Annotated in this window: 20 protein-coding genes and 1 tRNA gene; 9 read left to right on the top strand and 12 right to left on the bottom strand. The window is 72.3% G+C overall.

Going from position 1 to position 23151, the window contains the following annotated elements; translation table 11 throughout:
• Positions 1–11: 11 nt before the first annotated feature.
• Positions 12–365, top strand: a complete 354-nt coding sequence (locus tag ACIGZJ_RS19100; protein WP_396458287.1) for a hypothetical protein — start codon at positions 12–14, stop codon at positions 363–365.
• 137 nt (positions 366–502) lie between these two features.
• Here the strand turns inward: ACIGZJ_RS19100 and ACIGZJ_RS19095 are convergent, their stop codons facing one another.
• Entirely contained in the window at positions 503–3013 is a 2511-nt protein-coding gene (locus ACIGZJ_RS19095) for an AAA family ATPase (protein ID WP_396458286.1), read from the bottom strand.
• A 271-nt stretch (positions 3014–3284) separates the two neighbouring features.
• Between ACIGZJ_RS19095 and ACIGZJ_RS19090 the strand changes: the two genes are divergently transcribed.
• Positions 3285–4004: a hypothetical protein gene (locus ACIGZJ_RS19090; protein WP_396458285.1), complete on the top strand. Its 720-nt coding sequence runs from the start codon at positions 3285–3287 to the stop codon at positions 4002–4004.
• A gap of 235 nt (positions 4005–4239) precedes the next feature.
• Here the strand turns inward: ACIGZJ_RS19090 and ACIGZJ_RS19085 are convergent, their stop codons facing one another.
• Complete coding sequence (locus tag ACIGZJ_RS19085; protein WP_396458284.1) at positions 4240–4611, bottom strand: helix-turn-helix domain-containing protein; 372 nt, start codon at positions 4609–4611, stop codon at positions 4240–4242.
• Between the two features lie 54 nt (positions 4612–4665).
• Here ACIGZJ_RS19085 and ACIGZJ_RS19080 point away from each other — a divergent pair, with 54 nt between their 5' ends.
• Complete coding sequence (locus ACIGZJ_RS19080; protein WP_396458283.1) at positions 4666–5577, top strand: hypothetical protein; 912 nt, start codon at positions 4666–4668, stop codon at positions 5575–5577.
• The gene (locus ACIGZJ_RS19075; RefSeq protein ID WP_396458282.1) at positions 5574–7382 is read left to right on the top strand and encodes a hypothetical protein; all 1809 of its coding nucleotides are present in this window, start codon (positions 5574–5576) and stop codon (positions 7380–7382) included. The genes ACIGZJ_RS19080 and ACIGZJ_RS19075 overlap by 4 nt, the downstream gene beginning before the upstream one ends.
• A gap of 259 nt (positions 7383–7641) precedes the next feature.
• Here the strand turns inward: ACIGZJ_RS19075 and ACIGZJ_RS19070 are convergent.
• The 8 genes from ACIGZJ_RS19070 to ACIGZJ_RS19035 all read right to left on the bottom strand — a co-directional run bounded on the left by ACIGZJ_RS19070 (position 7642) and on the right by ACIGZJ_RS19035 (position 14003).
• Positions 7642–7715 (bottom strand) — tRNA-Ala (locus ACIGZJ_RS19070).
• 72 nt (positions 7716–7787) lie between these two features.
• Positions 7788–8885, bottom strand: coding sequence for a gephyrin-like molybdotransferase receptor GlpR (gene glpR / locus ACIGZJ_RS19065; RefSeq protein ID WP_396458281.1), 1098 nt, complete (start codon positions 8883–8885; stop codon positions 7788–7790).
• 150 nt (positions 8886–9035) lie between these two features.
• On the bottom strand, positions 9036–9662 hold the full coding sequence (locus tag ACIGZJ_RS19060) for a GNAT family N-acetyltransferase (protein WP_396458426.1): 627 nt from the start codon (positions 9660–9662) through the stop codon (positions 9036–9038).
• Complete coding sequence (locus ACIGZJ_RS19055; RefSeq protein WP_396458425.1) at positions 9659–10165, bottom strand: molybdenum cofactor biosynthesis protein B; 507 nt, start codon at positions 10163–10165, stop codon at positions 9659–9661. Before ACIGZJ_RS19055 ends, ACIGZJ_RS19060 begins: the two co-directional genes overlap by 4 nt.
• 11 nt (positions 10166–10176) lie before the next feature.
• Positions 10177–10617, bottom strand: coding sequence for a cyclic pyranopterin monophosphate synthase MoaC (gene moaC, locus ACIGZJ_RS19050; RefSeq protein WP_396458423.1), 441 nt, complete (start codon positions 10615–10617; stop codon positions 10177–10179).
• A gap of 171 nt (positions 10618–10788) precedes the next feature.
• On the bottom strand, positions 10789–12135 hold the full coding sequence (gene glp, locus ACIGZJ_RS19045; protein WP_396458280.1) for a gephyrin-like molybdotransferase Glp: 1347 nt from the start codon (positions 12133–12135) through the stop codon (positions 10789–10791).
• A 26-nt stretch (positions 12136–12161) separates the two neighbouring features.
• Positions 12162–13082, bottom strand: coding sequence for a UTP--glucose-1-phosphate uridylyltransferase GalU (galU, locus tag ACIGZJ_RS19040; protein ID WP_396458279.1), 921 nt, complete (start codon positions 13080–13082; stop codon positions 12162–12164).
• Positions 13083–13133: 51 nt separating this feature from the next.
• The gene (locus tag ACIGZJ_RS19035; protein WP_396458278.1) at positions 13134–14003 is read right to left on the bottom strand and encodes a GGDEF domain-containing protein; all 870 of its coding nucleotides are present in this window, start codon (positions 14001–14003) and stop codon (positions 13134–13136) included.
• A gap of 61 nt (positions 14004–14064) precedes the next feature.
• Here ACIGZJ_RS19035 and ACIGZJ_RS19030 point away from each other — a divergent pair, with 61 nt between their 5' ends.
• Positions 14065–14640, top strand: coding sequence for a 5-formyltetrahydrofolate cyclo-ligase (locus ACIGZJ_RS19030; RefSeq protein WP_396458277.1), 576 nt, complete (start codon positions 14065–14067; stop codon positions 14638–14640).
• Between the two features lie 78 nt (positions 14641–14718).
• Here ACIGZJ_RS19030 and ACIGZJ_RS19025 read toward each other — a convergent pair whose 3' ends face one another.
• Complete coding sequence (locus ACIGZJ_RS19025; protein ID WP_396458276.1) at positions 14719–17436, bottom strand: penicillin acylase family protein; 2718 nt, start codon at positions 17434–17436, stop codon at positions 14719–14721.
• Between the two features lie 340 nt (positions 17437–17776).
• On the opposite strand from ACIGZJ_RS19025, the gene ACIGZJ_RS19020 reads away from it, so the two are divergent.
• From ACIGZJ_RS19020 to mscL, 4 genes are all read left to right on the top strand, one after another.
• On the top strand, positions 17777–19261 hold the full coding sequence (locus ACIGZJ_RS19020) for a potassium/proton antiporter (protein ID WP_396458275.1): 1485 nt from the start codon (positions 17777–17779) through the stop codon (positions 19259–19261).
• Positions 19262–19624: 363 nt separating this feature from the next.
• The gene (locus ACIGZJ_RS19015; RefSeq protein ID WP_396458274.1) at positions 19625–21049 is read left to right on the top strand and encodes an MFS transporter; all 1425 of its coding nucleotides are present in this window, start codon (positions 19625–19627) and stop codon (positions 21047–21049) included.
• Between the two features lie 181 nt (positions 21050–21230).
• The gene (locus tag ACIGZJ_RS19010; protein ID WP_396458273.1) at positions 21231–21563 is read left to right on the top strand and encodes an FmdB family zinc ribbon protein; all 333 of its coding nucleotides are present in this window, start codon (positions 21231–21233) and stop codon (positions 21561–21563) included.
• A 606-nt stretch (positions 21564–22169) separates the two neighbouring features.
• Positions 22170–22589: a large conductance mechanosensitive channel protein MscL gene (gene mscL / locus ACIGZJ_RS19005; RefSeq protein ID WP_396458272.1), complete on the top strand. Its 420-nt coding sequence runs from the start codon at positions 22170–22172 to the stop codon at positions 22587–22589.
• Between the two features lie 72 nt (positions 22590–22661).
• On the opposite strand, the gene ACIGZJ_RS19000 is transcribed toward mscL, so the two are convergent.
• Positions 22662–22934, bottom strand: a complete 273-nt coding sequence (locus ACIGZJ_RS19000; RefSeq protein WP_396458271.1) for a hypothetical protein — start codon at positions 22932–22934, stop codon at positions 22662–22664.
• Between the last annotated feature and the right edge of the window lie 217 nt (positions 22935–23151).

Below are 23151 nucleotides of genomic sequence, written 5' to 3'. Positions count from 1 at the left end.
CGAGTTCAGCCATGTGGACGCTGCCACGCGCCGCAGTACGTGGTACAGAGTCCTACTGGCCAGCCGGTGAGCGATTGGCGGTGCGGGTGACAGGCTGGCCGCAGGTGCGGCAGGGTTTGGTCGTCGGCCACCGGTGGGCGACGCCTCCGTGGGGGATCGCGGGGGCGGTGAGGGTGGAGGAACGGGTCCTGATCGTCCGCTGCGCGGCGGGCGCCGACGCTTCGGATCCGGTCGCAGAAGTGGCGTGGACACATCGTCGGCACCTTGCGCTGCATCTGTCGGGTGAGGACCTCAAGACAACCCGCGACTTGGTGGACGGCTACCTCGACGGTTGGCTGCTTGACGGCAGCATCACACTCGACTGACCGTCGCCCGCACCTACTGCCCCCGAACCCCCTGAGGCTGCGCCACTGGTCATGGTCCGCAGGACCCCAACGGGCTGCATGGTTCACTGAAACTGGTCCCACAGCGATGGAGGGCCCGCTGGCGCAAGAGCGTGCGATCACTGGGCGATTCGCAGGAGGAGTCCTTCGGTGATCTCCTCGCTGCCGTCGATGACGGCTTGGATCGCGGCAGTGCGGACCAGGCGGATCGCCGCAGCCGGCAGGCCGCCGGAAACGGTGTGGAGCAGGCCGCTCAACTCGATTAGCCGACCGCGCGGTTGGGCGCGCAGGAGCACCGCTTCGTCGAGTTCGGCAAGGATGGCGTGCCATGTCGGCCCGTTGTCCAGTGCGGTTGCACGCACTCGGGTCGCCCGGCCGAACGTCTCGGAGTCGTCGACGGCGGCTGCGAGGACGAGGACGACACCGGAACGGGCGGCGAGGTAGCGCAGGTGCTCGATGGCGTTCGAAGCCTGTGGGGCCGGGGTGAGGAGGTGTTGGGCGTCGTCGATGACGACGACCTCTGCAGCGCAGGCCACAAGTGCGGCGGACAGCTGGTCTGCGAGCGCGTGGGCGGTCTTGCGGGCCGCCGCGGGCACCTCGAGGAAGCGGGCCAGATCGGCCAGGAGCATGCGGGTGCCGCCACCGGGGCGGGCGATGACGTAGGCGGACGGGAGGACTTGGGCAGCGGGCAGCCGGGCGGCGCGGTGGTGGTGGCGGAGCGCTTCCAGGATGGCGGTGGTCTTGCCACTTCCAGGCGGGCCCGCGATCAGCAGCAGCCCCTCGGCAGTGGACGTGTAGCGCTTGCTGGCCAGCTCCCCGCGCAGTGCGACGTCGACCTGGCGAAGGAGGGGAAGGCCGGGGAGGGTGAGCCTCGAGTGGTAGGCGAGTCGTTGGCTGTCGTCAGCCCCGAGGTCCGGAGGAGGGGAGGCAGAGAGGAGGTAACGACGCCATCCTTCGAGGGTGTCCAAGGGACGGGGGCCCGACCGGTGGGCTGGGTCTGCCGGCGGGAGGAGTTCAGGGGCGACTCTGGTGGTGAGGGCGCGGTCGAGCGCGCAGGACAGGTGGCTCGTTGCAAGGGCTGGGTGGCGGCCGACTGGCGCCACGGCGGGCAGAGAGGTCCAAGTGCTGTCGGGTCTGCGCAGCCAGGTCCGGTCCGGGTCCCGTTCGTCGAGGTGCACCTGGACGGGCCTGTGCCGATGGCGCACGGCATCGAGAGCGCTTGCGTCGTAGCGGCGGCCGTGCACACGGACGCCGTGCTCCCCGGCCAAACGGTGGACGTGCGGAAGCAGGGCGAGGTACTCCTCCGCGCTGATCGGCAGGTCGATGCTGCCGCTTCGCGCGGTCAGGTCCGCGTAGCGGGTCGCAGGGGTATGGGGCGAGGTGTTGGGGGACCCAACTGACAGGTTGGTCTCGGGGAGGTCGTACCAGACCTCGCTTACCCAGTCGTCGACCGCGTTCTGGAGAACGGAGAGCGGAACTCGGGGGGCCGAGAGCGTGACCCGGGTCAGGTGGCGCTCAATCAGGGGACGAAGGGCGCATGCGACCGTGGAGTCCGCGACCACTGGGCTTCGCCACTGGAGTTCGATGCCGAAGGTGCGTGCGTATTCGCCCAGTGTCCATAGCCCCGGGCGCGTCGCCCGCTCGGCAACCAGGCATCGCGGACGGATGACCGGAACCTCCATCCCCGTGGTCAGGGTCCAGCCGATCACGCCGCCGCGGTGAATGACGCGAAGGGGTCTGGGGGCGAGCAGCCGTGCCATCAGGAGGGCGGTTTCGGGTGGGGTATCGCAACGGTGAACCACAGCCGCGGTGACACAGCGTGTCGCCTCGTCGATGGCGACCGTGACGGACACCTGGTCGGGCGTGCCCGCACCGGTGTTCAACCGGAGCGTGTCGAGGACGACCCGGCCCCCCGGAAGTGCGGGCTGCCGCCTGGACTTGCGGTCATGTGCTGACGATGGGACGCGATGGGCGATCAGCCGGCGGAACGTGGACAACGAGGGCACCGGGATCTCCTGGGAGGAGAAGTGTTCCTCCAGCAGGGCTGCGGTCCGGCACCGGATGGTGGCGGCGGAGCGCCCTCGGCTAGCTTCCTGGAGCGCTAGTTCCAGGCAGTACAGCACGCGCGGGTCACTGCGTGACCCAGGTGCGGCACCGCGCGACGTACGCCCGTCCGTGAGCGCGGCCACGCCCCTGGCCTGGTAGTGCTGGCGCTTACGGCGCACGGTACGGGCGGAGGTGCCCGCCGCGTTGAGTTCGGCGAGTTCGGCGGCCTTGGCGGCCTCCCGCTGCGCAAGGGTGGTGTGGGAGGGGTCGTATGGCGGGCGGGGGCTCTGATCCGGAGGGGCTCCGGACGGCAGGCCGGTGATGACCTCCACGATGTGCCGTTCCCACCAGTGGGCGCTGTCTGTATCCAGTCCGTTCCCGCCAGGCGGGCGGTCCGGGGAGACGGTGGTCAGGATCTCGGCCTCCGGGTCGCTCACCAGGGCGAGCGGGCTCAGCTCCGCGCATTCGCCCAGCGCATCGACCAAGAGGATCTTGCCCCCGGTAAAGCCCGTGACAGTCCAGGCCCGCCGATGCAGGCGGATCCTGTCGCCGACTCCGAGGCTGGCCGGCCATCGTGTGCCCACCCAACGCCTCCTCCGATGGGCTTGCCTTCGGCCAGTTTCGAGCGGGCGTTCGGGAGCACCGCTCAATCGAGAACCTTGCGCAAGCCTGGGCCAACTCAATTAATTTACAACGACGTTGACGTTAAGACAGCGAGATTGGCGACTCCCTGCCGGGCACGCAGTCCGGGGCGCGATGTTGTGCCCCGTGATTCCCCTGTTCTGCTTCGGCAGGCCCAGTCATGCCTCTAGGCTGTGCCCGCAGGCTAGAGGAGCCGACTTCCCAGGGGGTGCAGTGAGCGGGTTGCGCTCATCGCTGAGAACTGCTGCGGCGGAGGCCAGACAGGAGCTGTCCAACCAGCAGGCTCAGCGCGAGTCCCTGCGTCGGCAGCTACGGGAGACACAGCAGGCCCTAGACTCGACCGATCGGTGCATCGAGGACCTGGAACAGCTGTGGAACTACCTCCACGGCTTCCTCGGATCCTTGCTCGAGGATGGCCCCGCCCCCGCCGACGGCCGCGATCAGGACTCTGGCACGGCCCAGGACGAGACGCGGACGGTTGCCACGAAGCAGGACGGCGGTCCCGCCTGCCCCGCACCCGCGGTACCCGGCACGACTCCTTCAACCCGGCCGTTCAGCGAGCCGGATGCGGATCCCGGCCCGGCTGCCGAGAGCACGCAGAGCCCGACTCAGGGCGATGACGCACTCGGCGAACCCCACCCGGCGCCAGTCTCGCAGGACACGACCCGGACGCTCCAGGAGCTTTGCCTGCAGATCCTCGCCACCGCGCAGGCTCCTATGCGCAGTGGCGACGTCCTGGCCGTCATCCTGCACCTGCAGAGCCTCGGCCGGACCACCAAACTCCTCAAGGTCGTCCACCAGAAGGAGACCGTCCGCACGGCGCTCAAGCGGCTGGCGGGGAAGGGCCAACTGGTCAAGACCGAGCCTGGGCTATACGCGGTCGCCCGCGGCGAAGCGCCGTTCGGTCCGGCGCAGAAGGCAGAGGCTGCCTAAGGAGAGGCCGAGCAAGAAGTCCCCTGATACGAGACGTCAGAGGGGAGAGGTGCCGCCGGCTTAGGCCCCGGCGGCACCGAACGGTCCCCTGATACGTGGTCCGCACGCCCGAGCGTAGCCGAGGGAGGTTCCGCTCGGGGCCCGTGCGGCCTAATTCGCGTTGCCCGGGTTCCGGTGGCCCCAAGTCGGCCACCCGCCCGGGCGCGCGGGAAGGCGCTTTCCAAGCATGCGTTCCTCACATTCCCGGTCCGAGCGCGGCGACGGACGCGCGGGTGCCAGCCCCCGGCCACAGCACCGCGTCGAGTCCGTCCTCCAGCAGGCTGACGGTCACCACGTCCACCCAGCTCCGGCCAGCCAGCAGGTTGGCGATCACCTGACGGTTCACCCCGGTGAGCACCGACACTTCCCGCAGGCTCCAGCCCCGCTCGTCGATGTGCCGCTGGAGACTGCGCGCGATGGCCAGCACGACGCGGGCCTGCGCGTGGGTGGGCGCGACCGTGTCGGGCCACAGGTGCGGATCTCGGGAAAAGTCCCGCGGCGGGGTGCCGCGCAGGGTGCCACCGGGCATCGGGATGCGCTCCTCGGGGTTGATGTGCACTATGTCCATAAAGGCGGCTACTTGATCAGCCGCTTCACGTGGTGTTCGGCGCTGGAGGCCCCGATGAGCCAGGCGATCCTGCGCTACCGCCCCAAGGACGAACCCCCGGAATGGGCGGCGGTCGCCGATGGCGTGCGCATGCTGGTCGCGGCCGTCGCCGAGCACGTCAGCTACCCGCTGCCCCTTGTACTGCGGGTGACGGCGGCACTGGCGGTCAGCGCCGAACGTGCCGGGCTGCCACGCGACCCGGCCCTCTGGCTGGACCAGAGCACCATCAGCCGCCACCTGGTGAGTGCCATCGACCTGGAGCCCTCCAGCATCCAGAAGTACGCGAGCGTGCTGGCCCGCATCCGCGAGGCACTGGTCTGGGTCGAGCGCGGCGAGGCCGCTCGCCCTCGCCTGCGGGCCGACCGCACCCGCGCCACCCCGTACGACGTCAGCGAGCTCACCCGGCTGGACGTGTGGGCACGCTCCCTGCCGAACACCACCACCGGCCGGCGCAGCGCGCAGGCACTGATCGCGCTGGGGGCCGGGTGCGGGCTGATGCCCGGCGAGATGGCTGCCACCCGCGGCAGCGACATCGTGCCACTGCCCAGCGGGGCGCTCGCGATCGCGGTGCCTGACTCCCCCCGTCTGATCGTGTGCCGCTCGCTGTGGGAGGAGAACCTGTCCGACCTGGCCCAGGCCGCCGGCGACGACTACTTGTTCGCGCCCGGCCGCAAGGTCAGCGGCGCGAAGAACCTCATCAGCAACTGGACCAAGCGCAACGAGTCGGCGGACCCGAGAGTGCCGCGCCTGGACGCCCAGCGCCTGCGCTCGGCCTGGATCGTGGCACTGCTGCGCGACCGAGTCCCGGCGAACCTCATCGCCAGCGCCGCCGGCCTGAAGTCCACCGCCGCACTCGCCCCGTACCACCGGTGGGTACCCGCCCCCGGCAAGGACGCCGCGATCCGCCTGCTGCGGGGGTGGGCATGACCCGGCCCCACCGCCCGCCGCGCAGGCCCGTACATCACCCGCACCCGGTGCACCACGCCGAGCGCCTGCGGCGCCGACCGGCCCCCTCACCGTTCCCCACCAAGATCGCGGACGCCCATGTGCGCCTGGCCTACGACCTCGTGCGCACCAGCGGCGCCCTGGAGAAGCTCGACATTCTGGAAGCAGGCCGCCCAGGGCCCGTCGGCCTGTCGGCGAAGGTCGTGCTCACCGGGCTGTTCCTGGCAGCCCGCGAACGTCGCAGCACGAACATCGACGACGCGTGGGAGATCATGACGTTCCGTCTCGGCAGCACATGGCGAGACGTCTTCGACCTCGCGGTCGTCGACCCGCTCGACCTCAAGGCAACCCACGCCTCCGCCCAGCGCTTCTACCGCGCATGGGACCGGATCACGACCCTCCTTGACCCCGCCCGCCACGACCGCCGCATCCGCCTGCTCCCTGCGGAGGCCGGCCGGTTCAAGGCTGTCTGGGACACCGCCTCCGACAGCCACGACCCGGCTCCTTGCCTGAGCGAGATCGCCAACCGGCTCGTCCTCGCCCCGGTACGCGTCGCTGTGCAACGCGGTCTGATGGACAACTGGCAAGGCGACCTGTCCGTGGACGGCACCAGCGTCCCGGTCTGGGCCCGCGAGGGCACCCGCAGACACGCCTCGCTGGAGGTCAGCGCCGGCACCCACGTCTCCGGCGACGGCACCGAGACCTTCGGCTACAGCGCCACATTGCTGGTCGCCGGACACGCCGACCCTGCGCTCGCCGGCACCTACCCGCAGCTGTGCATGGGCATGGCCGTGCATGCCCCCAGCAAACAGATCGGTCCCCAGACCGTGCGCCTGCTGGCCGTCACCAAGCGGATGCTGCCACGCACCGGCTACCTCGCCGGGGACCGTGCCTACACCCACGCCCGCGCGGAGACCTTCCACCAGCCCGTTCGCGCGCTCGGCTGGGACCTCGTTCTCGACTATCGCACCGACATGATCCGCAAGCTCCCCTGGCACGGAGCCACCGCCCTGGGCGGCGACCTGCTCTGCCCCCATACCCCACAGCGTGTCCTGAATACCTACCACCTGATGGCCGCCGCAAGGACCAGCAAGGACCGCGAGGCACTGCTCCCCCGCATGGAGGAAGCTAATCCATTCGTCCTGCCGCTCAAGCAGCGGGCGAACGCCAAGGGTGTCGAACGCCGGCAATGCCCGGCCGCTGGCACCAGCCCCAGGGTCCAGTGCCCCTGGGCCGCCGAACGCGACCAGCGCCCCCGCCACCGCAGGCGCGCCAATCCGCCCCGCCCCGTCATCGACCTGGACAACCGGCGCTCCCGCCGCTCCCACCCGGCAGCCAAGCCCACCGTTCGCGTTCCCGGCAAGCCCATGCACCAGCGGCCGGACATCTGCCAGCAGACCACCATCGGCGTGCCCGTCGACCTCACGCCGAAACTGCGTCAGGGCCTGCCCTGGGGCCGCGCAGCCTGGCAGCGGGCCTTCCGGAGCCTGCGCAGCCACGTCGAGGGGCTCAACGGCCGTGCCAAGAACGCGGATTCCTTCCTCGACAAGCGGGAACTCCGCCAGAGCCGCGGACGCGTCGCCCAGACGCTCCTCAGCGCGGTCCAGCTGATGGTCGAGAACCTGCGCACCATCGAGGTCTACCTGCGCGAGCGCCGCCTGTGGGCCGAGGACCGCTACACGCTCGCCGACATCACCGACACCCCGGACCCGCACGTGCCGCCGAACACAACTGGCCCCGGCGCCAGCCGCGAAGGCCCCGGGACGGACCCACCGGAACCCAGCTAGCCCTCCGCCCGCCAGGGCAGCCATAGAGCACGCGACGCCGGCTCGTGGGACCGCACACCCTCCGGTCCCACGGTCGCTTCGCCATGCCCGCATCCGCACCGCCAGCTCCGCTCAGCCATCCTGCGGGGCAGTGTGATTCACCCCACAGATCGCAGCCAGACTCGACCAGACCCGCAAAGCACGAAATCCCGCCCAGAGTTGCCTACTGGACGGGATTTCGCGAACCGTTCACGACCGAAGTCGTGAACGGCCCGTTGGGTGGAGCTGAGGGGATTCGAACCCCTGACCCCCTCGATGCGAACGAGGTGCGCTACCGGACTGCGCCACAGCCCCAACGAGATGAAACTCTAGCACCCTTTGGAGGGGGTCCGTGACCACCCCCGCTGGTGGGGGGTCCGGCGCGGACTACTCGTTGGCGGCGCGGGGCCGCAGCTCGGAGGCGGGCGCCTCCGCGTACTGGTCGAAGAGCGGGGTGTTGCGGGCCTCGGTCGGGTGCGCGTCGACGGAACGGCCGGCGGTCCAGGTGCCGGGGGCCGACAGGTCGAGGCCGCGGGTGACCCGGGGGGCCACCGGGGCGGTCACATAGGTCGGCAGCGGGACGGGCACCGGCTCCCAGGAGTCCGGGCCGGCCGCACCGCGCTCGCGCATGCCGTCGACCCACTCCTCGTGCTCGGTCACCTCCGCCACGGCGGAGGCCGAACCGGTCCGGCGCGGGACGCCCTGGGCCGGGTCGGTGGCGAGCCTGAGGTGCGGGCGGCCGCGACCGGCGGGCGTGCTCGGCGCCGGGGCGGGCTCGACCTGCTCCGCGGCCTCGGCCTCCCGGGCCTCGGCCCGCTGCCGCTCCCGCTCGCGCCTGCGCAGCCGCTCGGCGGCCTGGGCGGCGCGGGCGCGGTCGAGCTTCACCTCGTACCGCTGGCGCTCCAGCTTGCGCAGGTGGCCGATGTAGAGGGTCAGCAGGGCCGCCGGAACCGCCGGGACCCAGAGGAAGGCCAGACCGGCCACCGCCGCGACGACCGCGCCGAGCGCGAACGCCAGGAAGAGCAGGGTGACCATCCGGCGGCGCCGGGCCAGCAGCCGCGCCCGGCGCTCGGCCCCGGCCCGCCGCTCGGCGGAGTCCTCGGCCGCACGCTCGGCGGGGTGGTCGACCGAGTGGTCGGCCGGGTGGTCGTCGGCGGGCCCGGCCGGGCGGTCGTCGGACCGCGCCGCCGCATGCCCGGGGGCCGGCTCGACCGCCGCACCGTCCGCGGGGTCGCCGGAGGCGGCCTCGTCCCGTACGGGAGGACCGTCGTCACTGCTCTGCTCGTCGTCACGCAGGTCGTCGCCCAGGGCCCGGGATGCCCGCCGCTCCAGCGCCGAACGCCCGGCCAGCAGGCGGATGGCGGTGCTGAAGCGCTCGGTCGGACGGGCCTCGTTGAGCTCGTCCTGCCTGCGGAGCCACATCGGCACCAGATAGGCGGCCCAGGCCCCTACGATGACGGCGTAGATAAGGCCGCTACTGCTCACGTTTCACACCGTACGGGCGCCGGGGAAGGCCTGGCAGCAATTTGGCACGGCGTGTCGTGTGATCAAGCTGATTCTCCGACTATTTTGCCGGTATTTGTGCCTGTCCGTCGCCACGCCGATGCCATATCGATATTTCTTTCGAACATATATTCAATTACGAGGTCTGCGGCTTGAACTGAGCGTCCGCCACCGCTCCAGCATCCCCTCGGGGACCTCCTCGGCGGTGAGTGCGTACACCAGGTGGTCCCGCCAGTCCCCGTCGATGTGCAGATAGCGGGGGCGCATTCCCTCCGACCGGAAGCCCAGCTTTTCCACCACCCGGCGGCTCGGCCCGTTCTCCGGCCGGATGCACACCTCGATCCGGTGCAGCCCGAGGGTGGCGAAACAGTGGTCCACCGAAAGGGCCACGGCCGTCGGCATGATGCCGCGCCCGGCCACCGCCTCGTCGACCCAGTAGCCGACGTTGGCCGAGCACATCGAGCCCCAGGTGATCCCGCCGACCGTCAGCTGGCCGACCAGCCGGCCCTGGTGGAGCACCACGAAGGGCAGCATCCGCCCGGCCGAGGCCTCGCCGCGCAGGAAGCGGACCATCTGCCGGTACGTCGGACGCGGGCCGGCGCCGTGGCCGGCCGGGCCGGGCGGCACGGTGGCCTCCCAGCGCCGCAGCCAGTCCCGGTTGCGGCGGCTGACCTCCTGCCAGTCGCGCTGGTCGCGGGCCCGGATCGGGCGCAGCGCGACATCCCCCTCGTGGAGCTCTACCGGCCAGCCGGCGTTCAGTGCGCACTCCCAGGGGCAGGCGGGGTGTCGGGCCGGGGGTGGTCCCCGCCGCCGAGCTGGTCGACGGCGTGGGCCAGCAGCGGCTCCAGGACGGCCAGGCCGTCCTTGACGCCACCGGTCGAACCCGGCAGGTTGACGATCAGGGTACGTCCGGCGAGGCCGGCCAGCCCCCGGGACAGCGCCGCGGTGGGGACCTTCTCGCGGCCGTACGCCCGGATGGCCTCGGCGATGCCGGGGATCTGCCGGTCGATCACCCGGGCGGTCATCTCGGGGGTGAGGTCCATCGGCGAGATGCCGGTGCCGCCGGTGGTGAGCACCACGTCGTAGCCGGCCGCGACGGCCTCCCGCAGGGCCGCCTCGACCGGCTCGCCGTCCGGGACGACCCGGGGGCCGTCGACGGTGAAGCCCATCGCGTGCAGGCCGGCCGCCAGCAGCGGGCCGCCCTTGTCGGCGTAGACGCCGGCCGAGGCGCGGTTGGAGACGGTGACGGCCAGCGCCCGCATGGCCGGCGCGCTCACTCCGGGCTCCCGGGGGCGAACCAGTCGCCGCTCTTGCCGCCGGTCTTGGCGACCACCCGGACGTCCTCGATGGCGGCGGCCTTGTCGACGGCCTTGACCATGTCGATCACGGTCAGGCCCGCCACCGCGACGGCGGTGAGCGCCTCCATCTCGACGCCGGTGCGGTCGGCGGTCCGCACGGTGGCGGTGATCTCGACCGCGTCGTCGGTGACGGCGAGGTCCACCTGCACGCCGGAGACCGCGATGGGGTGGCAGAGCGGGATCAGCTCCGGGGTCTTCTTGGCGCCCATGATCCCGGCGATCCGGGCGACGGCGAGCGCGTCGCCCTTGGGCACGCCCTCCCCGCGCAGCAGCTCGACCACCCGGGGGGCGACCCGGACCCGGCCGGCGGCGACGGCGGTGCGCACGGTGGCGGTCTTCTCGGACACGTCGACCATCCGGGCCGCGCCCTGCTCGTCGACGTGGGTGAGGCGGTCGCCGGGGGGTGAGGTGCTCACGGGGTGCTCCAGGGGGCGCGCAGGTCGAATACCGCGCTACCGTACCCCCCGCTCCGGCCGGTGCGTGGGACGGGCCGTGTCAGTCTCCGAGACGGCCCGCCACGCCGTGCGTCAGTCGCCGAGCAGGACGACGTCGACCGCGCTGCCCGCGGGCAGGTCGACGACGTCCTCCGGCACGGTGATCAGGCAGTCCGCCCGGGCCAGGGCGCCGACCAGGTGCGAGTCCGCGGCGCCGACCGGCTCGACCACGCCGTCGGCCGCCGAGTACCGCCCGCGCAGGAACTGCCGCCGCCCCGCGGGCGAGCGCAGCGCCACCGGGCAGACGGCCCGGACCACCGGGCGGTGCACGTCGGCGGCGCCGAGCATGGTGCGGATGGCCGGGCGGACGAACAGCTCGAAGGAGATGTACGCGCTCACCGGGTTGCCGGGCAGCGCCATCAGCGGGACGCCCGCCCCGGCGCCGATCCGGCCGAAGCCCTGCGGCTTGCCGGGCTGCATCCGCAGCCGGCGGAAGTCCACCCCGCCGTAGGACTCGAAGACCTCCTTGACCACGTCGTACGCGCCGACGCTGACCCCGCCGCTGGTGACGATCAGGTCGGCCCGGCCGAGTTGGTCCTCCAGGACGGCGCGCAGCCGGTCGGCGTCGTCCGGCACGCCGCCGACCCGGTAGGCGATGGCGCCGGCGTCCCGGGCGGCCGCGGTGAGGGTGAAGCTGTTGGAGTCGGAGATCTGCCCGGGACCGACCGGCTCGCCGGGCTGGACCAGTTCGCTGCCGGTGGAGAGCACCACCACGCGCGGTCGCGGGCGGACCCGGACGGTGGCCCGGCCGATCGCGGCGAGCAGGCCGAGCTGGGTCGGGCCGAGCCGGGTGCCGGCCTCCAGCACCCGGGAGCCGGCGGCGACATCGCTGCCGCGGCGGCGGATGTGGGCGCCCTCGGCGACCGGGCGCCGGACCCGGACCTCCTCGTCCTCGACGGGCGCGGTCATCGCGTCGGCGGCCTCGCCGGTACCGCTGCCGCCGTCGGTCCACTCGACCGGGGCGACGGCCTCGGCACCGGGCGGCACGGGTGCGCCGGTCATGATCCTGGCGGCCTGGCCGGGGCCGACCCGGGGCAGTTCACCGGCGCCGGCGGCGATGTCGCCGACCACCGCGAGCACCGAGGGGTACTCGGCGGTGGCTCCGGTGGTGTCGGCGGTGCGGACGGCGTAGCCGTCCATCGAGCTGTTGTCGAAGGGCGGCAGGTCGCCGTCGGCGACCACGTCCTCGTCGAGCCGGCAGCCCTGGGCGTCGAGCAGTTGGAGCTCGATCGCGGGCAGCGGGCCGACGGCCGCCAGGACGTCGGCGAGGTGCTCGTCGACGGTCCACAGACGGGCCTGGCGAGCGGCCGGTGCCGGGTCCGCGGATCCGTCGCAGCAGGCTGCGGCGGGGGTGGTACTGCTCTCCGTGGACCCGGTCATCGGCGCACTCGCTCTCTGTCGGTGTGTCAGTCCTGCATCTCGGAGGCGACGAACTCCTTGAGCCAGGAGCGGAACTCCGGGCCCAGGTCCTCGCGCTCGGAGGCCAGTCGGACGATAGCGCGCAGGTAGTCCGCCCGGTCGCCGGTGTCGTAGCGGCGGCCCTTGAACAGCACGCCGTGCACCTGGCCGCCGGACTCCGCGTCGCGGGTGGTCAGCTCGCGCAGGGCGTCGGTGAGCTGGATCTCGCCGCCGCGGCCGGGCTGGGTCTCGCGCAGGACGTCGAAGACCGACGGGTCGAGGACGTAGCGGCCGATGACCGCGTAGTTCGACGGGGCGTCGGCGGTGTCGGGCTTCTCGACCAGGTCGGTCACCTGGAAGACGTCCTCGCCGAAGCCGTTGGCCTTGACGGCCGCGCAGCCGTAGAGGTGGATCTGCGACGGCTCGACCTCCATCAGGGCGACCACCGAGCCGCCGAGCTCCTGCTGGACCTCGATCATGCGGGAGAGCAGCGGGTCGCGCGGGTCGATCAGGTCGTCGCCGAGCAGGACGGCGAAGGGCTGGCCGGCCACGTGCTGCTCGGCGACCGAGACGGCGTGGCCGAGGCCCTTGGGGTCGCCCTGGCGGACGTAGTGCATGTTGGCCAGGTCGACGGACTCGCGCACCCGGCGCAGCCGGTCCTGGTCGCCCTTGCGGGCGAGCAGCTCCTCCAGCTCGTACGCGCGGTCGAAGTGGTCCTCAAGGGCGCGCTTGTTCCGGCCGGTGACCATCAGTATGTCGGACAGCCCGGCGGAGGCGGCCTCCTCGACGACGTACTGGATCGCCGGCTTGTCGACGACGGGCAGCATCTCCTTCGGCGTGGCCTTCGTGGCCGGCAGGAAGCGGGTGCCCAGTCCGGCCGCGGGCACCACGGCCTTGGTTACCGGAATTCGGGAGTTGGTCGTCGTCATGCGTTTACCTTACTAAGGCATGTTTTCGCCCGGCCGAGCGCATGGAAGCGGCTATGACAGCACGTCGCGTGGCCCGGCCACAGTGGCAGGCGTATGGGCAGTGGCGGGCGGGCTGAGGGGGTCCCCACCGACACAGGGCGACAGACTACCCGGCTTTTCCGAACGGTCATGTTCAGCCTCCGGACCACCGTCCGACCTGGGGGAAAAGGCTCCGTGCCAGCGGTCGCCGCCCGCCGCGCGGGCCGCGGCCAGGGCCCGGTCGGCGGCCCGCAGCAGCACGGCGGCGTGGGTGCCGTCCTCCGGCAGGACGGCCAGGCCGACTGCGGCGGTCAGGCCGTTCCCGTGCGGGCGGCGGTCCTCGCGCGAACCGGAGGACCAGTCCAGCAACAGGTGGCGGCGCACCGACCAGACCAGGCGCTCGGCGACCTGTGCGGCGCCCTCGGCCCCGGTGTCCGGCAGGACGATCAGGAACTCCTCGCCGCTGTACCGGCCGAGGGTGTCCGAGCGGCGGATCTCCATGCCGAGGCGCTGGGCGAGGTCGCGGAGTATCGCGTTGGCCCGGGCGCGGCCGTGCTCGGCGATGACCGCCTCGAAGCCGGTGATCTCCAGCAGCAGGACGGCCAGCGGGCGCGGTGCGTCCTGCGGTTCGGCCTGGTCGGCCCGCCTGGCGCGCTCGATCTCGCGGTCCAGGGTGAGCTGGAGGTGGCGGTAGTTCCAGACCCCGGTGAGGGGGTCGCAGGAGGCGGTGCGCTCCAGCTCCGCGCAGCGCTCCTCCAGTTCGGCGACCCGCTCGCGCAACCGGGCCTCCCGGTCGGCGGCGGCGCCCTCGCCGCGGCGCAGCCGCCACCCGAGCAGGGTGGCGCCGGCCAGCGCGGGAGCGCTCAGCACGGCCAGGGCCTGGACCAGCAGCGGGGTGGACATCGGGGCGCCTTCCGCATGTCAGGCTCTGAGCGTGACGGGGCACAGAGCCGTGGAGGATCCCATGCACAACGAGAAGAGCGCGCTGAGGACACGGCTGCTGGCCGAGCGGCGTGCGCTGACCCCGGCGGACCGGGAGGCGGCCGCGCTCGCGCTGGCCGGGCACGCCGGGGAGCTGGCCGCGCCGGGGGCCACCGTGGCCGCCTATGTGTCGGTCGGCGGCGAGCCGGGCACCCGGCCGCTGCTGGACGCGCTGCTGGCGCGCGGCGTCCGGGTGCTGCTGCCGGTCCTGCTGCCCGACAACGACCTGGACTGGGCGGTGTACACGGGCTCGGAGGGGCTGGCACCGGCCGGGCGCGGCCTGCTGGAGCCGGTCGGCGAGCGGCTCGGGCCGGAGGCGGTCTGCGCGGCCTCGCCGGTGCTGCTGCCGGGTCTGGCGGTGGACCGCCGGGGGCTGCGGCTGGGCCGCGGCGGCGGCTCGTACGACCGGGTGCTGGCCCGGCTCGGCCGGGCCGGGGCGCGGCCGCTGCTGGCCGTCCTGCTGTACGAGCACGAGCTGCTGGAGAGCGTGCCGGCCGAGCCGCACGACCTGCCGGTGGACGTCGCGCTCACCCCGTCCGGGCTGCACCGGCTGGGGTGAGGCCGACCGCGGCACGGACGGCGACGGCCCCGCTCCCCCGGTGTTCGGGGGGAGCGGGGCCGCGTCGGCGAACGGGTGTCAGCCGGTGGTCAGCACCAGTCGGTGCTTGGTCGCCTTCTCCACCGCGTCCGGGGAGTAGGCCCAGCTCAGCAGCTCGCCCTTGAGCCAGAGGTCGGTCTGGTCGTTGTAGTTGGGGTGGAAGGCGTGGCCGGAGGCGCCGCCGACGTTGACCCAGCGGGAGGCGTCGAGGTCGCTGAGGTCGACGACCATCCGCATCGAGGGGATCCAGTCCACCTCGTAGCCGGCGGCGGCGTTCCAGCCCGCGGCGTCGACCGCCGCCGAGCCGCCGGAGAGCCGGTACGGGCCGCGGTTGAGCAGCCGGTGGACGAGGCCGGAGGCGATCGAGGAGTCGTCGGTGCCGAGGGTCTGCTCGCGCAGCGTCAGCTTGTGCAGCCGGCCCCAGCTCCAGGTGGAGACGTCCTTGCTGAGCTTCGCGGTGAGCTCCTGGCGGGCGTTCTTCATCGCCTCGGCGAGCAGGTTGTCGAGGCCCTTCTGCTCGTGGTGCTCCGAGTCGATGTACGTCCACCAGCTGCTGTCGGGCTTGTCCAGCTGGGCGCGCACCACCTCGGTCCAGCGGTCGCCGCCGTCCGGCTGGGCCTTGCCCGGGTCGCGGGTGCCGCACTCGGTGACGATCGAGGCGGTGCGGCCGCTGTCGGGCTTGGTCGGGTCCGCCTGCTGGCGCACCAGCAGGCAGTTGTCCTTGGCCCGCAGGTCGGCCGGGAACTTCTGGCCGAAGGAGAGGCTGAGCAGCTGGCTCCAGACGCCGTTGTAGTAGGCGGCGGCGGCCGAGTCGGCGTCCTGGTGGTAGTTCCAGTCCTTCAGCAGGTTCTGCGCCTCGCGCACGTACGGGTCGTCGATCTGGACCTTGAGCAGCAGCGGGACCAGGGTCCGGGCGAGGACGCTGGTGTTGTCGAGCTGCATGTCCTTCATGTCGTCCGGCGAGATCTTGCCGTTGTTCTTGAGCTTGAGGTCGATCTGCTCGGTGATCTCCTTGGCCCGGGTGCCGTACTCCCAGTCCTTGGTCAGCGAGTACTTGTACGACGGGTCGACGACGGCCTGGTTGGCGGTGACGATGTACCCGGCGGACGGGTTCTGGCTGTAGGGCAGGGCGGAGAAGGGGATCGAGCCCTTCCACTGGTAGGCCGAGTCCCAGCCGGGCGCCGGGTAGGTGCCGTCGCCCTTGCCGCGGACCGGGATGTTGCCGGGGGCCTGGTAGCCGATGTTCTTCGCGTCGGCGTAGATCAGGTTCTGGGCGGGGACGGCGAAGTCCTTGGCGGCGCCGCGGAACTCGTCCCAGTTCCTGGCGCGGTCCAGGGCGAAGACGGCGTCCATCGTCTTGCCGGGGCTGAGCGCCGTCCACTGCAGGGCGACGCCGTAGCCGCCGGTGCCGCGGTCCGGGGCGGCGTTGCCGTTCGGCGCGTACTTGCCGACGTTCTGCTGCTCGGTGCTCGGGTCGGAGATCAGCGGGGCGCCGGTCTGGGTGGTGCGGACGGTGATGGTGCGGTCCTCACCGCCGGCCACCTTGATGGTCTCCTTGCGCAGCTCGAACCTGGTCTCCTTGCCGTCCACCAGGTAGGTGTCCGGGCCGGTGACCTTCTCCAGGAAGAGGTCGGTGACGTCGGCGCCGAGGTTGGTGAAGCCCCAGGCGACGTCCTTGTTGTGGCCGATCACCACGCCCGGCAGGCCGGCGAAGGTGAAGCCCGAGACGTCGTACTGGCAGGCGGGCGAGGAGGTGCGACAGTGCAGGCCCATCTGGTACCAGACCGAGGGCAGGCCGGGGCCGAGGTGCGGGTCGTTGGCCAGCAGCGGCTTGCCGGTGGTGGTGTTGGAACCGGCGATCACCCAGGAGTTGGAGCCGATGCCCTGCCCCTGGCGGCCGAGCAGCTGCGGCATCCCGTCGATCCGGTCGGTGACGCCCTTGAGCAGTGCCTTGGTCGCGGCGGCGCCCTGGGCGGTGGCGGTGCCGGCGTTGGCCTGGCCGGAGCCGTCGGCGGGCCGGTAGGTGTCGCCGACCACGGTGCCGGTCTTCACGATCGTGCCGTTGCGCGCGTACGGGTACTCCGGGTACAGCTCGGCGATCTTCTCCGGGCTGAAGTCCTGGGCGAGCAGCGAGCGGTCGATCTCCTCCTGGAGGTTCCCGGAGAGGTTCCAGGCCATCGCCTTCAGCCAGGACACCGAGTCGACCGGGCTCCACTGCTCCGGCTTGTAGTCGCCGTTGACGACGCCGAGCAGGGAGTACTCCAGCGAGGCGCTCTCGCCGCCGGGGTGCTCGGCGAGCCAGGCGTTGACGCCGTCCGCGTAGGCCTGCAGGTACTTCTTGGTCTCGGGCGCGAGCTGGGAGTCGTACTCCTTCTGCGCCACCTGGCGCCATCCCATGGTGCGGATGAAGGAGTCGGTGTCGACCTGGCCGTCGCCGAACATCTCCGAGAGCCGGCCCGCGGTGATGTGCCGTCGGACGTCCATCTCCCAGAACCGGTCCTGGGCCTGGACGTAGCCCTGGGCGCGGAAGAGGTCCTCGCTGGTGTCGGCGTAGAGCTGCGGGATGCCGTTGGCGTCGCGCTTGACGTCGACCGGCGCGCTCAGGCCCGCCACCTTGACGCTGCCGTCGACCTCCGGGAAGGACGCGCGCACCGCGGCCACTCCCCGGTAGCCGCCGTAGCCGGCGCCGGCCACCAGCAGCACGACCAGCACGATCACGATCAGACGGGCGCGCCGGAACTTCTTCGAGCGGGGCATCTGGGTCCTTGCGGTCCTCGACTGGGGGGCGGGCGGGCATGTCCAGGGCACTCGGCCATGACAGGGCACCACATTAGGCCGACTCGGCTGGCGGGCGTGCACGGGGGACGCCCACGGTGGGATCGGACGAGGTCGGCAAAGGGGCCTCGGGGGCCGGTGGGAGGCCCTGAGACGGAGCGAACCTAAAGATATGGCAAAATGTTAGACTGAGTAACGATCCGCTAGGGGAGCAACCGGCGATCCGTCATCGTCCGCCGCCCCTCCTCCCGTCGGCTCGCCCCTTCGGCCCCACCGCCGTCGGACACCCCGCCCGCCCCCAGCCTGCTCGAGGTGCCCCTGCGTGAATGTCGACCACCTGAACCAGCTGCTCCTTGAGTTCTCCGTGATCCTGCTGGTCGCGGTGGTCGCCGTGCGCATCTCGACCCGGTCGGGGCTGCCCAGCCTGCTGATCTACCTCGGCATCGGTGTCGCACTCGGCCAGAACGGCCTCGGCGTCTCCTTCAACAACGCCGCGCTGACCCAGGTGATCGGCTACGCGGCCCTGGTCGTGATCCTGGCCGAGGGCGGCCTCAAGACGAGCTGGCGCGAGGTCAGACCGGTGATGCCGGCGGCCACCGTGCTGGCCACCGTCGGCGTCGGGGTCAGCGTCTTCGTCACCGCCGCCGGTGCGCACTGGCTGGTCGGCCTGGACTGGCGGACTTCGATGCTGCTCGGCGCGATCGTCTCCTCGACCGACGCCGCCGCCGTCTTCTCCGTCCTGCGGATGGTGCCGCTGCCGCACCGGCTCACCGGCCTGCTGGAGGCCGAGTCCGGATTCAACGACGCGCCCGTGGTCATCCTGGTCGTCGCCTTCGCCACCGCCGGCGAGCTGGACTCCTGGTACGTCCTGGTCGGCACGATCATCGCCGAGCTGGCGATCGGCGCGGCGGTCGGCTTCGCGGTCGGCAGGATCGGCGCGTACGGCATCAAGCACGTCGCCCTGCCCTCCTCCGGCCTCTACCCCATCGCCGTCATGGCGCTGACCGTGCTCGCCTACGCGGGCGGCGCGCTGCTGCACGGCTCCGGATTCCTCGCCGTCTACATCAGCGCGGTCATCCTGGGGAACGCCAAGCTGCCGCACGGCCCCGCCGTCCGCGGCTTCGCCGACGGCCTGGCCTGGATCGGGCAGATCGGCATGTTCGTGCTGCTCGGCCTGCTCTGCACCCCCGAGACGATGGGCTCGGCCGTGGTGCCCGCGCTGGTGATCGGCGGGGTGCTGGTCTTCCTGGCCCGGCCGCTGTCGGTGGTGCTCACCCTGACGCCGTTCAGGCTGCCCGGCCGCGAGCAGGCGCTGCTGAGCTGGGCCGGGCTGCGCGGGGCCGTGCCCATCGTGCTGGCCACCATCCCGATGGTGTCGGGCGCGCCGAGGGCCCAGGACGTCTTCAACATCGTCTTCATCCTGGTCGTGGTCTTCACACTGCTCCAGGGCCCGACCCTGCCCTGGGTGGCGAAGCGGCTGCGGATCTCCGAGGGCTCGATGGGCCAGGACCTCGGCATCGAGTCCGCGCCGCTGGAGAAGCTGCACGGGCACCTGCTGTCGGTGGCGCTCTCCCCGACCTCCCGGATGTCCGGCGTGGAGATCGGCGAGCTGCGGCTGCCGGCCGGCGCCGCGGTGACCCTGGTGGTGCGGGAGGGCAGCAGCTTCGTCCCCGACAAGGCCACCGTGCTGCGCGGCGGCGACGAGCTGCTGGTGGTCACCACCGACGAGGTGGGCGAGGCGGCGGAGCGGCGGCTGCGGGCCGTGGACAAGGGCGGCAAGCTGGCCGGCTGGCTGCACGGGCGGTAGTCCTGCCCGGGCTCCGGGTGCGGCCGGCACTCGGCCCCGCTCGGCCGCCGCGCGGCTTGGCGCTGGCTTCCTACGGCCTTCGCGCGGTGTTCACCTTTCATTGGCAGGACATTTTTGATGTCGCCCTGTATTGTGGAGGCAGGCGCGACATCTACGCGCGTATAAGTATGATGGTTGATACACACCCAGCATCTGCCTGAAGCAGAGTTGGCGCGACCGCTCGGCGGCCGCGGCCCGGACCTCGGCAACCACGCCGATCCGGCCCGGTAACTACCCCGGTCGACGCGCGAGAGGACGACTCTCGGCGCCGTCGGGGCCCCACCATGCCCCTTCCGCGCTACCAGGCAGCAGGAAGGACCGACCGTGACGGCCCGCCGAACGGTCGACAACAACGGCGTCGCGAAGGACGCCGGCGCCGACGCGCCCACCCGGGTCGGGTACGGCACGCTGCTGCGCACACCCGGCGCCCGGACGTTCCTGGTGCCCGCGTTCGCGGCGCGCCTGCCGTACGCCATGCTCAGCCTGGGGATCGTCCTGCTGGTCCTCGACACCCACGGCTCCTACGGCACCGCCGGCACCGTCGCCGCGGTCTCGGCCGTCGCCCAGGCCCTGATCGGCCCGCAGACCGGCCGGCTGGCCGACCGGTACGGCCAGGCCGCCGTGCTGGTGCCCAGCGTCCTGGTGCACGCCGTCTCGGTCGGCGCGCTGATCGCGCTGGCCCTGGGCCACGCCCCGGTCTGGGCGCTGCTGCTGGCCGCCGCGCCGGCCGGCGCCAGCGTGCCGCAGGTCGGCGCGATGGTGCGCGCCCGCTGGGTGGCCAAGCTCTCCTCGGAGGGCGCCTCCACCCCCGTGCTGAACACCGCGTTCGCCTTCGAGTCGGTGACCGACGAGTTCACCTTCGTGATCGGCCCGGTGCTGGCCGGTGCCATCGCCACCTCGCTCAACCCCTCGACCGGCCTGATCGCCGAGGCCGCGCTGACCGTCGTCGGCGGGCTCGCGTTCGCCGCCCAGCGGCGCACCGCCCCGGCCCGGCACCCGCACCAGCCCGGTGTCCGCCGCGCCTCCGCGCTCGCCTCCCCTGGCGTTCGACTGCTGGCCGGCGCGTTCCTGGGCGTCGGGACCGTCTTCGGTGCCATGCAGGTCTCGGTGACCGCCTTCACCGAGTCGGTCGGCCAGCCCGGGGCCAACGGCGCCGTGTACGGGATCTTCGCCGGCGGCTCGATGCTGGCCGGTGTGCTGTACGGCATGGTCGCCTGGCGGCAGGCCGCGCGGCACCGGCTGCTGGCCAGCTACGCGCTGCTGGTGCTGGGCTGCTCCACGCTCTGGGCGATGCCCAACCTGGTCGCGCTGGCGATCGCCGGACTGGTCTGCGGCCTGGCCATCGCGCCGACCCTGATCACCGGGTACACGCTGGTCGAGACGCTGGTCTCGGACGGCGCCAAGACCGAGGCCTTCACCTGGCTGACCGGTGCGATCGGCCTCGGCCTGGCGACCGGGTCCACGGTGGCCGGGCAGCTGATCGACGGGCACGGCCCGTCGGCCGGGTTCCTGGTGCCGGTGGCCGGGGCCGGGCTGGGCCTGATCGCGCTGGTCGCGCTGCGGCGGTTCCTGATCGCGCCGGGCGCGCCGAGCCGGACGGTTGCGTCCGGTGCGGCGGCTGCCGGCGGTGTGGTGGCCACTGGCGGCTCGGCGGTCGCGGGCGGTTCGGCGGTCGCGGGCGGTTCGGCGGTCGCGGGCGGTTCGGAGCGGGGTGCGGCGCCGCAGCTCGTGGGTGCCGCCAAGGCCTGACGGAGGCGGTGCGGGCGCCGCTCCGAGCACGGGGTGGGCGCCGGTTCCGGGTGGGGTGGGCGGCGGCTCGCGGCCGTCGCCCGGTTCATCTCACACCGGAGTCGCTGGACTGATCCAGCGGAATGCCGCATCATTGAACATCGTTAGCACTCATCAGGCGAGAGTGCCAGGAGGAAGACAAGTGCCCACGTACCAGTACCAGTGCACCGAGTGCGGCAACGGCCTGGAGGCGGTGCAGAAGTTCACCGACGAGGCGCTGACCACGTGCCCCGGCTGCCAGGGACGGCTCCGCAAGGTCTTCTCGGCCGTGGGCGTGGTCTTCAAGGGCTCGGGCTTCTACCGGACCGACAGCCGTTCGTCGTCCAGCAGCTCGGTGGGCGCGAACGCGTCCTCGGGCTCCTCGTCCTCGGGTTCGGCGGCCTCGGGTTCGTCGGCCTCCTCGGCCGCGTCCTCGTCCTCGGGCGGCTCGACGCCCGCCGCCAGCTCCGCCCCGGCGGCGAAGCCGGCCGGCTGAGCAAGGCCGAAGGCAGCACCAGAAGCATTCGAAAAGGCCCGGTGGCCCCGCTTTTCGGCGGACCACCGGGCCTTTTCGTTGGCCCGGGGCACACCGGATTAGCCCGGACGGGTGTACGAAGTTATCCACACCCCCGGGTTTTCCACAGGCTGCGGGAAAGGACTTCCACGGGCTTTGCGATGGGCGCAGAGTGTGCGTCACGGAGACCGGCCGATTCGGGGCCGGGCTCGTGCGACCACAGGTGGTGTCCCACATGACCGCGACGTTTCCCCTCCCCCTTCCGCTTCCCCTGGCCCAGCGACCGGCGCCGACCCGGCGGTACGCCGTGCCGCTCCCGGCGCTCGCCGTGCCCCCGGGCCGGGAGGTGCCCTCGTTCCCGCCGATCAGACGCGGCGGCACCGGGCGGTACCGGCTGACCCAGGCCGTGCGCCGGCGGCCCGCCGTCCTGGCCGTAGGCCTGCTCCTCGCGGCGGCGGCGCTCACCGCCGGGGTGCCGCGGGCGGGGCTGCCACCGCCGGGGGCCACCCCGATCCACCATTCGGGCTGTCAACCGGGAGAGCTCGAAGATCACCCGTGACCTGGAGACGACTTCGTCGTTCACGCGGCATGAAAGGCTTCAAGGAATTCCTGCTGCGTGGAAATGTCGTCGATCTGGCCGTCGCCGTCGTCATCGGTGCGGCTTTCACCAACATCGTCAACGCCTTCGTCAAGGGCGTGATCAACCCGCTCGTCGGCCTTTTCGGAGCCAAGGATCTGGCGTCCTACAGTTCCTGCCTCAAGGGCCCCTGCGAGGTGAACGCGGCCGGTGAGGTCACGTCCGGCATCTACATCCTCTGGGGCTACGTGCTCAGCGCGGCCCTGCAGTTCCTGATCACCGCTGCCGTCGTCTACTTCTTCCTGATCCTGCCCATGACCAGGTTCACCGCCAAGCGCAAGACCCTCGACGAGGAGATGGCGGAGGCGGAGGCCAAGGAGGTCGCCCTGCTCACCGAGATCCGCGACGTGCTGGTCACCAGCCAGCGCTGAGCACCGGCCGGCACTGAGCACGCCCGGCCGCGCTCCGGGATTCAAGGCTCCGGGCTTCGGCTCAGGCCGGTCTCAGCCCCCGTGGTGCGGCGGGCGCTGGCTCAGGTACCAGTCCAGCCCCCGTGCACCGCTCTGCCCCGCTCCGGGTCGGTCGCCCCAACCGGAGTCGGTGTCGTCCCGGGACTGCTGGTCCAGCGGATCCCGGAACACCAGCCGGGCCTTCGGTGTCGGCTTGTCCCCGGCGCCTCCGGTGGCCCCGGTACCCCCGGTGCCGTCCGTGGCGCGTTCCGGCCCCTTGACGCCCTCGACACCTTCCGTGCCCCGTACGGGGTTCTGCTCGCCCACCGGTCCGCCTCCGTCGTCCTCTGCCGTTCCGATCCCCTGCATCTGTCCCTACAGCCTAGAAGCCCCCTGGCCGGCCGCCGCCGACGCACAGCGGGCCCGGGGGGGGGGCGCGCCCCCCCCCGGCCCCCCCGGGGGCCCCCCCGCGCCCCGCGGCCCCCCCCCCGCCCGCCGGCCGCCCCGCGGCCCCCCCGGGCGGCCCACCGCGGCACCGCGGGCC

Source organism: Kitasatospora sp. NPDC052868 (assembly GCF_044547105.1).
Taxonomy (GTDB): Bacteria; Actinomycetota; Actinomycetes; order Streptomycetales; family Streptomycetaceae; genus Kitasatospora.
The sequence above is the reverse complement of the archived record's forward strand: the minus strand, read 5'-3'. Positions and strand labels throughout refer to the sequence as shown.